This is a genomic window from Blastococcus sp. TF02-09 (assembly GCF_003319105.1).
Lineage (GTDB): Bacteria > Actinomycetota > Actinomycetes > Mycobacteriales > Geodermatophilaceae > Blastococcus.
In genome coordinates this window covers 1-13,365 of the sequence record NZ_QOHH01000001.1, presented here as the reverse complement: position 1 = coordinate 13,365, position 13,365 = coordinate 1, and the positions used below count along the sequence as shown (strand labels likewise).

Here is a 13,365-nt window from a genome sequence, read left to right as displayed (position 1 = left end):
GGTGCCCAAGCGCTGGATCGAGGCAAGTCTGCCGCCGAACCCCAGCATCGATCGTGAGTTGGGAGCGTGTCGCTGGACCTGGGTGGCTCTATGCTCGCAGCCCAACCGATCGGCGGTGAGCGGCATGCAGCGTGCGTCTTACCTCGTTCAGGCAACGCGCTCGGAGAAGGCATCATGACGTTCTTCGGCACCGGCGGAGGTCACGACTGGGTCACCCTGCAGTCAGGACCCAGTGCCGGGAAGGTCTTCAGTTGCCCCACGTGCCAGAGAGTCGGTCGCGCCCCGCGGGCGCCTCAGTGCCTCGGATCCGAAAAACATCCCCATAGCCCCGTTAAGGCGAGGATCGCCTCCGAGCGAGACGCAAGCCGGATCGATCCCGGCGACCCGCCCGTCTATCGGTGACCCGGTGGCGGCAGAAGCACTTGCGGGCCGGGCGTCGTCGCGCTTCCTGTTCGTCACGCTCGTGCCCAATGCGCTTCTTGCGCTGGTTGTAGGGACCCTGCTGGCGGCGGGCGCGCCCAACCAGAGCCCCTCGCTGTCAAGAGCGCGGGACGTCCTTGGCGCCCTGTCGATTGGCGACGCTATTGGCATCGCATCCCTACTCGTCATAGCGGCTGTCGCTGTTCACCCGATCCAATACCCGCTGATCCAACTACTGGAGGGGTATTGGCACCCCCTGCCTTGGGGGTCGATCCTCTCGGAGGCTGCTGCTCAACGATACGAGAGGAAGTACTTCGCACTCAGAGCGGCGGAGCGAGAGGCCGATCCGTCCACTAGGAGCGGCTTTGCCACGGCGTCGGCGGCCACCGCAGGGCTCCTTTGGCTGCCAGACGACGAAGTGAAGCTCCTGCCTACTTCTCTCGGGAACACCCTACGAGCAGGCGAAGAGCGGGCTGGAGCCAGGTATGGACTGGACATCTCGTTAGTGATGCCCCGTCTTGTCCCGCTGATCGCTCCGGACATTCGCGAAAGACTCGCTGACCGTCGAAATCAATTGGATGCCGCTGCGAGACTGTGCGTCGCCAACTTAGTTGCCGTCGTCGTCTCGGCGGCACTCCTGCTTCCTACTGGCGACTGGCTCTATGTGCCACTCCTCTTGTTTGGCGTCGCATGGATTTGCTACCGCGCTTCCGTCGCCGCAGCGCAAGGCTACTGCGTGGAGATGGCTGCCGCCGTGGACTTGTACCACAGGCAGCTATGGCATGCGCTTGCGCTACAACCGCCATTGAACTTGAAGCAGGAGCGAGACCGCGCAGAGATCATCAACGCTTATTTGCGTGGCGAAGAGATCGGTGACAACGCGGCGCGATCCATAACTTGGAACGACCCCACGACACGGGGCCAGTGACGTCCGGGTGTTGACCGAGCCACCGGAGGGTGTCCGACCTTAGTCCTCGCCGCGAACCTGTGCCGCCGGCGGAAAGTAATCCTTCGAGTAGCCCCATGCCCGCCACCACCCGTCATCGCACGCCACCACGGTGAGCACGTAAACCTCGTCCAGCGGGGCGTCGCCGACGGCCTGCATCGTGTACCCAGTGCCGCGCATGAAACGCACGTACGCGATTTCGTCGGGCGCGTCATCACACGGGTAGACGTTCTGCATCATCGACCACCCGTCCAAGTCCTGAGCTGTCTGCTCGAAATCCCAGGCCTGCGGGGACCAGGTGAGGCGCTGCAGAGCCACCGGGTACTTGTCCTGTTGCAGCAGAGCCGACCACCACATGAAGGCGGCACCGAGTGGCGTCTCCGGAGTCGGCTCTCCCTCGGGGAAGAAGGCGGCCAGAGCATCCTCCGAAGAAGCGATCACCAGCGGCGGCGGCATTTCAGCTTCTAGGACGCTCGTCACGCGTTTGTGCGCTTGAACCGCCAGCCACTCGGCCGCCTTCGCGACGGTGCGGTCGCTCCACGCGCTGACCGCCACAGCCATGACGAACGCCTCCGCCTCAATGTCCGAGATGTCCCGCAGCTCCATCCCGTTCAGCTCGAGGAAGACGACGGTGGACAACCAGGCAGCTCGCTTGTTGCCGTCCTGGAAGCACTGGGTGCTCGCGATGCCGTGCAGCAGAGCCGCGGCCTTGTCCACGAGATGCGGGAAGGCGTCCTCGTCGCCGACGCCGGCCTGGCATCGTGCTACCGCGCCTTCGAGGGTCGACCTGTCGACAATCGCGACCGGCTCACCGGCGAGAGCGTGGAGTTCGATGACCCGATCAACGTCGAGGTAGACGGTCACTCCGCGAGGCGCTTGAGCAGGCTCCCCCAGCGAGCCGCGGCACGCTCCCCAGCCACACGAACCTCGTCCGCTGTGGCCACACGGTCAGCAAGCACCGACTTGGCCGAGTCAGCAGCCTCGACATTCGCGTCCCCGCGGTGTTGGAGCTTGGCCGCCCGGTTCGCTTGGCGGGCGCGCACGACGTCCTTGCGCGTGCGGGGTTTGGTGGCCATCCATCGACTGTACGGCGGTTAACCCTCGTCAACCAGACAGCGCGCGACAGCGATCCCCCGGCCGGGTCACCCAGAGTGGGCCGCTTTGGGACGCTCGGCGGCTAGGGGGCGGATGACGTCGCCATGAGTTCGGACTCCGGGCCGCAAGCCATCTACGGCCCAGGGTCACGGCATGCGCGCAGTGCAGATCACCCGCTTCGGCGGCCCGGAAGTCCTCGATGTCGTTGACCTGCCCGACCCCACCCCCGGCGAGGGCCAGCAGCTCTACGAGTCAGCTCCGCAGGAGTCAACTTTGCCGACACCGCGCCGACCACACTCCGACAGCCCGGGCTCCCAGTCCGCCCCGGTCCGCAACAACGGGCCACTGACCGCGGTTGGCGCGACACGTTCTCAAGGCTTGATGGCTAGGAAGTTCGGATCTCCATAGACTAACGTCGCCTGCGAATAGTCGAAATGGAGATCAGTTGCCACCCTCATACGACCCGAACGACTGGATAAAGAGCAACATTGAGAGTCTACCCGTGGTGCCACGACAGGTCCAACGGATGTTCTTCAGTGAGTTGATCGTCCGCGACCCAGAGACGCGAAACTACTTTTCGCGACAGGCCAGCGAGCGGACCGATATCGCGAAGATGATGGTCCTCTCGGACCGCGCCTGGGTACGCACTGACGAGTGGACCGGCCTCGCCGGGTGGTCAATCATCGCAGGAATGGCATGGGAGGCTGCCGCGGATCTTCCGGCGGAAGCAACCATTCCGGCCAGCGTCGTCACTGGCGCTCTAGCTCAGTTCAAGCGTTTCGTCCCACTCAGCCGAGAGCAACGCGACGTCATCATCGCTTGGCGAGTTTGGTTGGGTCACAAGAGCATCTACACGACGACTGTCGGCGCAAGCGGCATCGCCGAGATAGACAAGCGCCGGGCTATCAATACGAGCCCCATCGACGACGTGCTGTACGAACTCAAGAAGAAGGGCGTCATCGATGAGAAGCCCAGTGGGTGGCATGTCGTCAGGTGAATCGATAGGGGTGGGAAACCGAAAAAGCTCGGCCGTGACCGAGTAAAGAGTGAACTGCGCGGATTCCCGACCCCCGCCCGGCAGTGCTGTGGTTAGTGCTGTGCGCCACGAGTCGCCACCCGGTCGAAATCGCAAGAAAGGCTGCTGAGTACGCTGCCCGGGGCGCCGCCGCCTGCAAGCCACTAGCCGGCGACTGGTGCTCATCGAACGCGTTGAAGGACCACTCGAAGTCACCGTGGTACAACTCTTTCACCAAAACCGCTCAGGTCCGTCGCGAAGCCAGAATCTCACCTCATGCGCGCCGTGCAGATCACCCGGTTCAGTCGCCCGGCGTCTTGGACCTGGTCGCCCTGGCCGACCCAGTCCCGGGCGAAGATCAGCGAAGAGCGAGGGGAGCTCTAAGCGTTGGCGCTTGCCGCTTGCCGCTTGCCGCTTGACCTGATGACCTTCACCGCCGCCGTCAGCCCGTTCGAGAATGAACTCGACTCCGCGACCGACCTCGCCGAGCGGCTCGACCTTTACCCAAGCCGCGCGGCCAGCCAGGACCGCGAGCAGCCGGGAGGTCGTCCAGGCACCCCCCCATAGCGGTTTCCGATCTTGTCGGCCTCGCCGCCTGGCCGTGGGCTCATGACACCCCCCTGTCGACGACTGCTAGCCGCTCCGCCTAGTCGAAGAAGGACTCGAAAGGCCACTGATCAGGTCCAGCGGGCAGTCGGGCGGTCGACCGTGGAAGCACCACAACCCTAAGGTCCATCGCATGCGTGCCGTGCAGATCACCCGCTTCGGCGGTCCCGAGGTCCTCGAAATCGTCGACCTTCCCGATCCCACTCCGGGCCCAGGCCACCAGCTCTACGAGGTGAGCTCCGCCGGAGTTAACTTCGCAGACACCCACCAGATCGAGAACTCCTACCTCGCGGCGCAGCAGCTGCCGCTGATCCCCGGGGCGGAGTTCGTCGGCACCCCGGTCGGCGGCGGGCAGCGGGTGGTCGGGCTGCTCGACGGCGGCGGCTACGCCGAGCGGGTGGCGGCCAACGACCGGCTCACCTGGGCCGTGCCGGACGGCGTGACCGACGAGCAGGCGCTGTCGCTGGTCCTCCAGGGGACCACCGCCTGGCACCTGCTGCGCACCAGCGCGCACCTGGCCGAGGGCGAGTCCGTCGTCGTCATCGCCGGCGCCGGGGGCGTCGGCTCGCTGGCCGTGCAGCTGGCCCGCCGCTGGGGCGCCGGTCGGGTCATCGCCACCGCCTCCAGCCCCGAGAAGCGGGCGCTCACCGAGGAGCTCGGCGCGCACGCGACGGTCGACCCGGCACTGGCCGACGACGACCCGAAGCAGTTCGCCGCGGCCCTCCGCGAGGCCAACGAGGGCAGGCCGGTCGACATCGTGCTCGAGATGACCGGCGGCAACGTCTTCTCCGGGTCGCTCTCGGCGCTGGCCCCGTTCGGCCGGCTGGTCACCTACGGCATGGCCGCCCGCCAGGAGACGCCGGCGGTGCCCCCGGGCGCGCTCATGCAGCGGAGCCGCGCCGTCATCGGGTTCTGGCTGGCGCACTGCATGGCCCGCCCCGACATGCTCGACGCCGCGATGACCGACCTGCTCGCGATGACCGCCGACGGGTCGCTGAAGCCGGTCGCCGGTGGGCGGTACCCGCTGTCCAACGCGCGCGACGCCCACCAGGACCTGCTTGCCCGCCGCACCACCGGCAAGCTCGTCCTCGACCCCACCCGCTGAGCCTGCTTCTCCGCGGAAAAGCGGCCTGCCTTTCCGCGGAGAAGCAGGTCACACCAGGCGGTTGGTCCAGAGCAGGCTGAGGACGGCGCCGACGATCAGCACCAGGACGCCGACCCGCACGAACCGCGGGCTGATGTCCTGCGGCTCGGTGGTGTACCCGATCTGGCTGCCCAGGTCGGCGTACACCTCCTCGAGCTCCTCGGCGCTGGCCGCCTCGCTGTAGCTGCCCCCGGTCTCGTCCGCGATCCGCTCGAGCGTGGCCCGGTCGACGGGCACCGGCACCGTGTCGCCGTCCAGGTCGAGCGTGCCGTAGTCGGTGCCGAACGCGATGGTCGAGACCGGGATGGACACGTCCTTGGCCGCGTCGATCGCCTGGGTCTCGTCGCGGCCCACCGTCGGGTAGCCGTCGGAGAGCAGCACGATGCGGGCCGGAGGCGCCTCCTCCCCGGACTGCTCCAGCGAGGACTGGAAGTTCTGGATCGCCGACAGCGAGGTGAAGATCGCCTCGCCGATCGCCGTCGACTCGGCCAGCTCCAGGTTGTCGATCGCGCCGCGCACCTGCTCGCGGTCGGTCGTCGGCGGCACCAGCGACGTCGCGGTGCCGGCGAAGGTCACCAGCCCGAGGTTGATGCGCTCGGGCAGGACGTCGACGAACTCCTTCGCCGCCTTCTGCATCGCCTGGAAACGGCTCGGCTCGACGTCGCGGGCCTCCATCGACAGCGAGACGTCGACGGCCATGATCACCGTCGCCCGCTCGCGCGGCACCCGCACCTCGGTGCTCGGCTGGGCCAGCGAGACCACCAGCGTCGCGATGCCCAGCGCCACCAGCCCGAAGGCCACGTGCCGGCGCCAGCCCGGCCGCTTGGGCACCAGCGACCCGAGCAGCGCCACGTTGGTGAAGCGGGCGGCGTAGGCCTTCCGGCGCAGCTGCAGGACGACGTAGTACGCCACCAGCGCCGCGACCACCAGCAGGCCGAGCAGCCACAGGGGTGCCTGGAAGGTCATCGCGACGCTCCTCCGCTCCCGGCCCGGCGGCGCTCGCCGACGAACCGGACGACGTCCATGAGCCAGTCGCGGTCGGTGCGCAGCCGCAGGTGCCCCGCACCGGCCCGGCGCAGCCCGGCGGCGATCCGGGCCCGCTCGGCGGCCGCCCCCTCCGCGAAGCGCGCCCGGAACGCGGCGTCGCCGGTGGGCACCTCCAGGGTCTGCCCGCTCTCCGGGTCGACGACGGTCAGCAGGCCCACGTCGGGCAGCTCCAGCTCGCGCGGGTCGACCACCTCGATGGCCAGCAGCTCGTGCCGGGTGCCCAGCGCGCGCAGCGGCCGCTCCCAGTCGCTGTCGCCGAGGAAGTCCGAGATCACCACGACCAGCCCGCGGCGGCGCTCCGGCCGGCGCAGCGTCTCCAGCGCGGCGGCGAGGTCACCCCGGCGGCCGCCCTGCGCGCGGGGGGTGGCCACGACGGAGCGCAGCAGGCGCTCGGCGGCGATCCGGCCCGGGAGCGCGGGGTGGCGATCGACCCGCTCCCCCGTCGTCACGACCGCGCCCAGGCGGTTGCCGCCGTGCACCGTGAGGTGCCCGACCGCGGCCAGCCCGGCGATGGCGAGGTCGCGCTTGAGGCAGTTCGCGGTGCCGAAGTCCAGGCTGGCCGACAGGTCGACCACCGCCCACGTCTCCAGCTCGCGGTCGGCGATCGTCTCCCGCACGTGCGGCACCTGCGTGCGCGCGGTGACCGGCCAGTCCATCCGGCGGACGTCGTCGCCCGGGTGGTAGGTGCGGGAGTCACCGGCCTCGGACCCGGACCCGGGCACCAGGCCCAGGTGGTCGCCCTGGAGCAGCCCGTCCAGGCGGCGCCGCACGGTCAGCTCCAGGCGGCGCAGCAGGACGTCGGCTGGGCCGTCGGTGAAGCGCGGGGGTGCGCCGCCGTCCCCGCCGCGACTGGCGCCGGCGTCGTGCAGCAGGAGGCCGGGGTGCGCGGAGCCCGCCGGGGAGGGCTCGGCGCCGCGGCGGCGCCGGATCACGCCGGGTGCGGCCCGTGCCCGTTGGCGCCCGGACCGCCGCCCATGCCCTGCCCCTGCCCCTGCCCGCCGTAGGCGGTCGAGCCCTGACCCGGTGCCCCCTGGCTCGGCCCGCCGTGGCCCGGACCGACCGGCATCGGCACGCCCTGCGGCGGGCCGTACTGCGGCACCTGCGGGCCGCCTCCGGAACCCGGCCCGAAGCCGCCGGCGTTCTGCCGGGGCGCCACCTGGGGCAGCGGCACCGTCTGCACGATGCGCTTCACGATGTGGTCGGCGGGCACGCCGTCGGCCAGGGCGTCGTAGGAGAGCACCAGGCGGTGGCGGAGCACGTCGGCGGTGATGTCGAGGACGTCCTGCGGCAGCACGTAGTCACGGCCCCGCACCAGCGCCAGCGCGCGGCTGGCCGCGATCAGCCCGAGCGACGCCCGGGGGCTCGCGCCGTAGGACACCCACGTCGCGACGTCCTCCATGCCGTGCTCGCGCGGCGTGCGCGTGGCGACCACCAGGCGGACGACGTAGTCGACCAGCGCGTGGTGCACGAACACCTGGGAGGCGGTCTGCTGCAGCCGGCGGAGCTCCTCGGGGCCGAGCACGGTCGCGGCGACAGGCGGCTCCGAGCCCATCCGGTAGATGATCTCCCGCTCCTCGTCGGGGCTCGGGTAGTCGACGAGCACCTTCATGAGGAAGCGATCGCGCTGCGCCTCGGGCAGCGGGTAGACGCCCTCGGACTCGATGGGGTTCTGGGTGGCCAGCACCAGGAAGGGGTCGGGCAGCGGGTGGGTGACCCCGCCGATGGACACCTGGCGCTCGGCCATGACCTCGAGCAGCGCCGACTGCACCTTCGCCGGGGCGCGGTTGATCTCGTCGGTGAGGACGAAGTTGGCGAACACCGGGCCGAGCTCGGTGTCGAACGCGTCCTGCCCCGACTTGTAGATGCGCGTGCCGATGATGTCGGCCGGCACCAGGTCCGGGGTGAACTGCAGGCGGGCGAACTTCCCGCCGACGGCGGTGGCCAGGGTCTCGACGGCGAGGGTCTTGGCCACGCCGGGGACACCCTCGAGGAGCACGTGCCCGCGGGCCAGGAGCGCGACGAGCATCCGCTCGACGAGGCGGTCCTGCCCGACGATGACCCGCTTGATCTCGAACAGGACCCGCTCCAGCCGGGCCGCGTCGGTGGCCGGCGGCACCGGAGTGCCGGCCTGCGCGGACGAGTTCTCGGTCGGCGTGCTGGCAGCGCTCGTCACGGGGCTCCCTGGTCGTGCCGGGCCGCGGCGCCCGGTTCGTGGGCGGCCGTCGACGAGGGCGGCAGAGCCGTCCCCGTCGACCAGTGTCCTACACCTTGCTAAACAGGAGCTGAACGCCGTCGGCGGTCCTCCGGAGAAGTGCGAACACCTCCGATGTGACGCGGCGAGACCGCTGCCCGAGAGCCTCCGGGCTGCTAGCCTGAGCGGTGCGTCGGGCAGCTCCCCCCGTGGCTGCCCGACGCCTCGTCTGCCGGCCCCGGCTTCAGGCCGAGGGCCGCACCGCTCCCGCGTAGTGGCCCCAGCGCATCGCCGTCGTCCGGACGGTCTTGCCGCTCTCCGGGGCCTCCAGGATCCGGTCGCCGCCGAGGTAGATGGCCACGTGGTGGATCGTCGAGGGCCGGCTCGGGTCGGTCGCCCAGAACACCAGGTCACCCGGGCGCAGCGCGGCGCGGCCGACCTTCGGCAGCTGGGCGTACTGGGCCCGGCTGTTGCGCGGGATCGCGATGCCGGCTCGCGCGTAGGCGTACTGGGTCAGCCCGCTGCAGTCGAAGCCGATCACGCCGCGGTCGGGGTCCTGACCGGGGCCGGGACCCCGCGACCCGCCGCCGCCCCAGGCGTAGGGGGTGCCGATGTAGCGCAGGCCGGCGTCGATCGCGGTCTGCGCCGCCGACGACGAACCGGGACCGGGCGCCGGAGCAGGAGCAGGGGCGGGCGCCGGGGCCGGTGCAGGAGCCGGGGCGGGCGCCGGGGCCGGGGCGGGCGCCGGTGCGGGGGCCGCGTCGGGGGCCGGCGCGGTCGGTGCCGGGGCCTCGGGCGCGGGCTGGTCGGCGACGGACGCCTCGGGCTGCACGGGCTGCCGGGCGGCGCGCTCGGCGGCGGCCCGCTCGGCGGCCTCCTTGGCTCCGACGAGGTCGGTCAGCTCCTGCTCCGCGGCCTCCATCTCGGCCTCGAGCGCGGTCTCCTGGGCGCGCACCTGCGTCTGCTGGGCGCGGGCGGAGATCTCGGCGTCCTGCGCGACGGCGAGCTCCTGCTCCGCCTGGTCCTTGAGCTCGTCGGCCTCGGCCACCGCGGTGCGGGCCACGATGTCGGCCTTCCGCGCCTTCTCCTGCAGCACGGTGACGGTCTCGAGGACGTCGGTGCGGTGCGAGCCGGCCGCCTCGAGCAGCGCAGCGCGCTCGATCAGCTGTGCCGGGGTGCCGGCGGTGAGCAGCGCGCTCGCGCCGGGGGCGGTGCTGCCCTCCATGTAGGTCCGGCGGGCGAAGGCGACGAGGTCGTCGCGGGCGACGCCGAGCTGCTCGGTCGTGCGGGCGGCGGTCGTCGCGGCGGCCCGGGCGTGCTTGCGCGCGGCCTCGGCGGCCTCCTCGGTGGCCTGGTACTGGTCGAGGGCGAACAACGCCTCCTCGCGGGCACTGTCGACGGCGGCCTGCGCGGCGGTCAGCTGCCCGTCGAGCTCACCGATCCGGGCGGCGATCGCGTCGGCCCGCGCCTGGGCGCTGGAGATCTCGCCGTCACTGGGTGCGCCGGGGGTCGCCTGGGCCGCGCCGGGCACCAGCCCGACGAGGAAGGTGGCGGCGATCGCCGTCCCACCCGCGCGGAGCGCTCCGCGGTGCCACGCCGGGCGGGCCGGGCTGTTCGGGGTACCGCTGTGCACGTCGCGACCTCTTCCGACTTCTCGACGAGAGGCACCCGGAGGGGTGCCGTCGGAAGGGGGATCGGTCGGCCGGACTTCGTCGTTGAGGGGCGTCTCACCCCGAGGGGTGAGACGCCCCGCTCAGGTGACGCCCGCTCGCTGCCGAGTGCGGGGTTGCTGTCGGCGACACGGCGGGACCCGCCGGCCGGAGCGTCAACAACCCCGCACTCGGCGAGGTGCCGCCCTTCAGTTCACCTGGCGCTCGGACCCCGCCCAGAAGGACTCACGGAGCTTGAACTTCTGGATCTTGCCGGTGGCGGTCCGGGCCAGCTCGTCACGGAACTCCACCCGCTTGGGGATCTTGTAGCCGGCGATCTTGCCGCGGCAGTGGGCGACGATGTCGGCCTCGGTGACCTGCTCACCCTCGGCGACCACCACGATCGCGGTCACCATCTCGCCCCACTTGTCGTCCGGGACGCCGATGACGGCGACCTCCGCGACGGCCGGGTGGCTGAACACGGCGTCCTCGACCTCGATCGACGACACGTTCTCGCCGCCGGTGATGATCACGTCCTTCTTGCGGTCGGAGATCGTCACGTAGCCGGCGTCGTCGATGCTGCCGCCGTCCCCGGTGTGGAACCAGCCCCCCTCCAGCGCCTCGGCCGAGGCGTCCGGGTTCTCCCAGTAGCCGGCCAGCACGGTGTTGCCCTGCGCCAGGACCTCGCCCGACTCGCTCACCGACATGCGGGTGCCCAGCGCGGGGACGCCGGCCCGGGCCAGCTTCTTGGCCCGCTCCTCCGGGGAGAGGTCGTCGTACTCGGCGCGCGGCCGGTTGATGGTGAGCAGCGGAGCGGTCTCGGTGAGGCCGTAGATCTGGTTGAACTCCCAGCCCAGCTCGGCCTCGACGCGGGCGATGGTCTTCGACGGCGGGGGCGCGCCGGCGACGACGATGCGGACCTTGTCGCGGCCGGGGATCGGGCCGTTCCAGTCGGCGGCCGCCTCGAGCACGGCGTTCCACACCGCGGGCGCCCCGGCCATGATCGTGACGCCGTGCTGCTCGACGCGGCGCAGGATCTCGGCGCCGTCCACCTTGCGCAGCACGACCTGCTGCGCGCCCAGGCCGGCCATCGTGTACGGCAGGCCCCAGCCGTTGCAGTGGAACATCGGGAGGGTGTGCAGGTAGACGTCGCGGTCGCTGACCTGCATGTGCATGCCGAACGTGACCGCGTTGACCCACAGGTTGCGGTGGGTCATCTGCACGCCCTTGGGCCGGGCGGTCGTGCCGGACGTGTAGTTGATGGTGGCCGTCGCGTCCTCGTCCGGCTCCGCCCACGCGCGCGGCTCGACGTCGTAGCGGAGCAGCTGCTCGTACTCCTCCCCCGTGCCGAAGCGGTGCTCCGCCGTCACGTTCTTGAGCGTCGACTCCAGCTCCGGGTCGACGAAGAGCACCCGCGCGCCGCAGTGCCCGACGATGTACTCGACCTCCTCCGGGGAGAGCCGGAAGTTGATCGGCACCGCCACGCGGCCCGACGAGGGGACGGCCAGCAGCACCTCCAGCAGCCGGGCGGCGTTGTGGCTGACGATCGCCACCCGCTCGCCCTCGCCGATGCCCAGCTCGTCGAGCGCGGCCTGCAGCGCCCGGCCGCGGCGGGCGACGTCCCGGTAGCTGACCTCGCCCAGGGACGGCGCGGGCTGGTTCGGCTCGTCGACGATGCCGACGCGGTCGCCGTAGACGAGCTCGGCCCGTTCGAGGAAGTCGCGGGTGGTCAAGGGCACGCGCATGCCGGCTCCCTGGGGTGCGTGGCCGGCCCGGCGCCGGCCGCTCGACGTGGTGGCCGTCACGCTAACCGGCAGCGCGGACGGCCACGAGGGAACCCGGCGTACGCGGCGGTGAGCATCAGGTGGACGACGAGCAGCCTCACGGCGCCGGCTTCGGCGGTCTGCCGCGCCAGACCAGGCTCTGCGCGTCCAGTTCGCGCAGCAGCGGGTCGCCCTCGGCGAGGACTCGCTCGGCCAGGTCTACCGCGGCGGCCAGCTGCTCGTCGTCCAGCTGGGCGAAGGCCGGCGAACGCCGCCGGTCGAGGACGTCGTACCAGCGACCGCCGACGGCGTGGTCGAGCACGATGCGGCCGAAGCAGTGGTCCTCGTGCACCACCCAGTGCCCGTCGCGCGCCCGGCGCGGCAGTTCGCCGAGCACCAGCTCGCGGTAGCGGGCGAGCAGCTCCGCGCGGCTCACCCGCCGACCAGCCGCGGCAGCGAGGTGCCGATCGGCTCGCGGACGACGAGGTCCGCGACGTCGTCGTAGGGGGTCTCCTCGGCGTTCACCACGACCAGCCGGGCACCCGAGCGGACGGCGACGTCGGCCAGCCCCGCGGCGGGCCACACCTGCAGCGACGTGCCGACGGCCAGGAGGACGTCGCAGTCGGCGGCAGCCGCGGTGCACGCCGCGACCACGCGCTCGTCGAGCAGCTCGCCGAAGTAGACGGTCGCGGTCTTGAGGATTCCGCCGCACACCCGGCAGGCCGGGTCCTCCTCTCCCCCGGCGACCCGGTCGAGCGCCGCCCGGATCGGCATCCGGTCGCCGCAGTCGGTGCAGACCACCTGGGCGACGGTGCCGTGGATCTCGTGCACCAAACCGGTGCTCGACCCCGCGGCCTGGTGCAGCCCGTCGATGTTCTGCGTCACCAGGGCCCGCAGGCGCCCCTGCCGCTCGAGGTCCACCAGCGCGCGGTGCCCGGCGTTGGGCTGCGGATCGGCGTCCTGCATCGCCTGGCGCAGCAGCCAGGAGCGACGGCGGATCTCCGGGTCGGCCAGGTAGTAGGAGAGCGTCACGAGCTTCTCGGCGTCCGGATCCCGCGTCCACACGCCCTGGGGGCCGCGGTAGTCGGGGATGCCGCTGTCGGTCGAGATGCCCGCACCGGTGAGCACGGTGATCCGCCGTGCCGCCGTCAGCCAGTCGGGCAGGGGCTCGGGGACGGCGCCGGTCACGCGCACCACGGTAAGGGTCGCCTCACCCGGTGGGTATTTGCATCGGCTGGGATGATCGGGAGCGGACGCGAGCGCGACGAACCAGTCGCGACGAACCAGCGAGGGGTAGGCGCAGAAGTGGCAGCCAGCAAGGACAGCTTCGGAGCCCGGTCGACTCTGTCGGTCGAGGGCACGGACTACGACATCTACCGACTCGACGCGGTGGAGGGCTCCGACAAGCTGCCCTTCAGCCTGAAGGTCCTCCTGGAGAACCTGCTGCGCACCGAGGACGGCGCGGACATCACCGCCGACCACATCCGCG

At 71.2% G+C, this 13,365-nt stretch carries 12 protein-coding genes and 1 pseudogene; 4 read left to right on the top strand and 9 right to left on the bottom strand.

What is annotated here, in order from left to right; genetic code table 11:
* Window positions 1-406 precede the first annotated feature (406 nt).
* Complete coding sequence (locus DQ239_RS20060) at window positions 407-1,348, top strand: hypothetical protein (protein ID WP_147251925.1); 942 nt, start codon at window positions 407-409, stop codon at window positions 1,346-1,348.
* Window positions 1,349-1,387: 39 nt separating this feature from the next.
* Here the strand turns inward: DQ239_RS20060 and DQ239_RS00060 are convergent, their stop codons facing one another.
* Together DQ239_RS00060 and DQ239_RS00055 are read right to left on the bottom strand one after the other, a co-directional pair.
* Window positions 1,388-2,230 (bottom strand): Fic family protein, encoded by an 843-nt coding sequence (locus DQ239_RS00060; RefSeq protein WP_158544739.1) that lies wholly within the window; start codon window positions 2,228-2,230, stop codon window positions 1,388-1,390.
* On the bottom strand, window positions 2,227-2,442 hold the full coding sequence (locus tag DQ239_RS00055; protein ID WP_113832238.1) for a hypothetical protein: 216 nt from the start codon (window positions 2,440-2,442) through the stop codon (window positions 2,227-2,229). Before DQ239_RS00055 ends, DQ239_RS00060 begins: the two co-directional genes overlap by 4 nt.
* 545 nt (window positions 2,443-2,987) lie before the next feature.
* Between DQ239_RS00055 and DQ239_RS00050 the strand changes: the two genes are divergently transcribed.
* Together DQ239_RS00050 and DQ239_RS00045 are read left to right on the top strand one after the other, a co-directional pair.
* Window positions 2,988-3,458, top strand: coding sequence for a hypothetical protein (locus DQ239_RS00050; protein ID WP_113832237.1), 471 nt, complete (start codon window positions 2,988-2,990; stop codon window positions 3,456-3,458).
* 757 nt (window positions 3,459-4,215) lie between these two features.
* Window positions 4,216-5,187, top strand: a complete 972-nt coding sequence (locus DQ239_RS00045; RefSeq protein WP_113832236.1) for an NADPH:quinone oxidoreductase family protein — start codon at window positions 4,216-4,218, stop codon at window positions 5,185-5,187.
* A gap of 48 nt (window positions 5,188-5,235) precedes the next feature.
* Here the strand turns inward: DQ239_RS00045 and DQ239_RS00040 are convergent, their stop codons facing one another.
* From DQ239_RS00040 to DQ239_RS00010, 7 genes and pseudogenes are all read right to left on the bottom strand, one after another.
* A complete protein-coding gene (locus DQ239_RS00040; protein ID WP_113832235.1) occupies window positions 5,236-6,192 on the bottom strand; it encodes a VWA domain-containing protein in 957 nt (318 codons plus the stop codon).
* On the bottom strand, window positions 6,189-7,205 hold the full coding sequence (locus DQ239_RS00035; protein WP_113832234.1) for a DUF58 domain-containing protein: 1,017 nt from the start codon (window positions 7,203-7,205) through the stop codon (window positions 6,189-6,191). Before DQ239_RS00035 ends, DQ239_RS00040 begins: the two co-directional genes overlap by 4 nt.
* A 245-nt stretch (window positions 7,206-7,450) precedes the next feature.
* Window positions 7,451-8,362, bottom strand: a pseudogene (locus DQ239_RS00030) (MoxR family ATPase); the annotation flags it as partial.
* A 346-nt stretch (window positions 8,363-8,708) separates the two neighbouring features.
* The gene (locus DQ239_RS00025) at window positions 8,709-10,097 is read right to left on the bottom strand and encodes a C40 family peptidase (RefSeq protein ID WP_113832232.1); all 1,389 of its coding nucleotides are present in this window, start codon (window positions 10,095-10,097) and stop codon (window positions 8,709-8,711) included.
* Between the two features lie 225 nt (window positions 10,098-10,322).
* The gene (locus DQ239_RS00020; RefSeq protein WP_113832231.1) at window positions 10,323-11,858 is read right to left on the bottom strand and encodes a long-chain-fatty-acid--CoA ligase; all 1,536 of its coding nucleotides are present in this window, start codon (window positions 11,856-11,858) and stop codon (window positions 10,323-10,325) included.
* A 136-nt stretch (window positions 11,859-11,994) separates the two neighbouring features.
* Window positions 11,995-12,312: a hypothetical protein gene (locus tag DQ239_RS00015; protein WP_113832230.1), complete on the bottom strand. Its 318-nt coding sequence runs from the start codon at window positions 12,310-12,312 to the stop codon at window positions 11,995-11,997.
* A complete protein-coding gene (locus DQ239_RS00010; protein ID WP_113832640.1) occupies window positions 12,309-13,064 on the bottom strand; it encodes a Sir2 family NAD-dependent protein deacetylase in 756 nt (251 codons plus the stop codon). The genes DQ239_RS00015 and DQ239_RS00010 overlap by 4 nt, the downstream gene beginning before the upstream one ends.
* Window positions 13,065-13,181: 117 nt before the next feature.
* On the opposite strand from DQ239_RS00010, the gene DQ239_RS00005 reads away from it, so the two are divergent.
* Window positions 13,182-13,365: hypothetical protein (locus DQ239_RS00005; RefSeq protein WP_147251923.1), on the top strand; the 184-nt coding region annotated here is incomplete at its 3' end.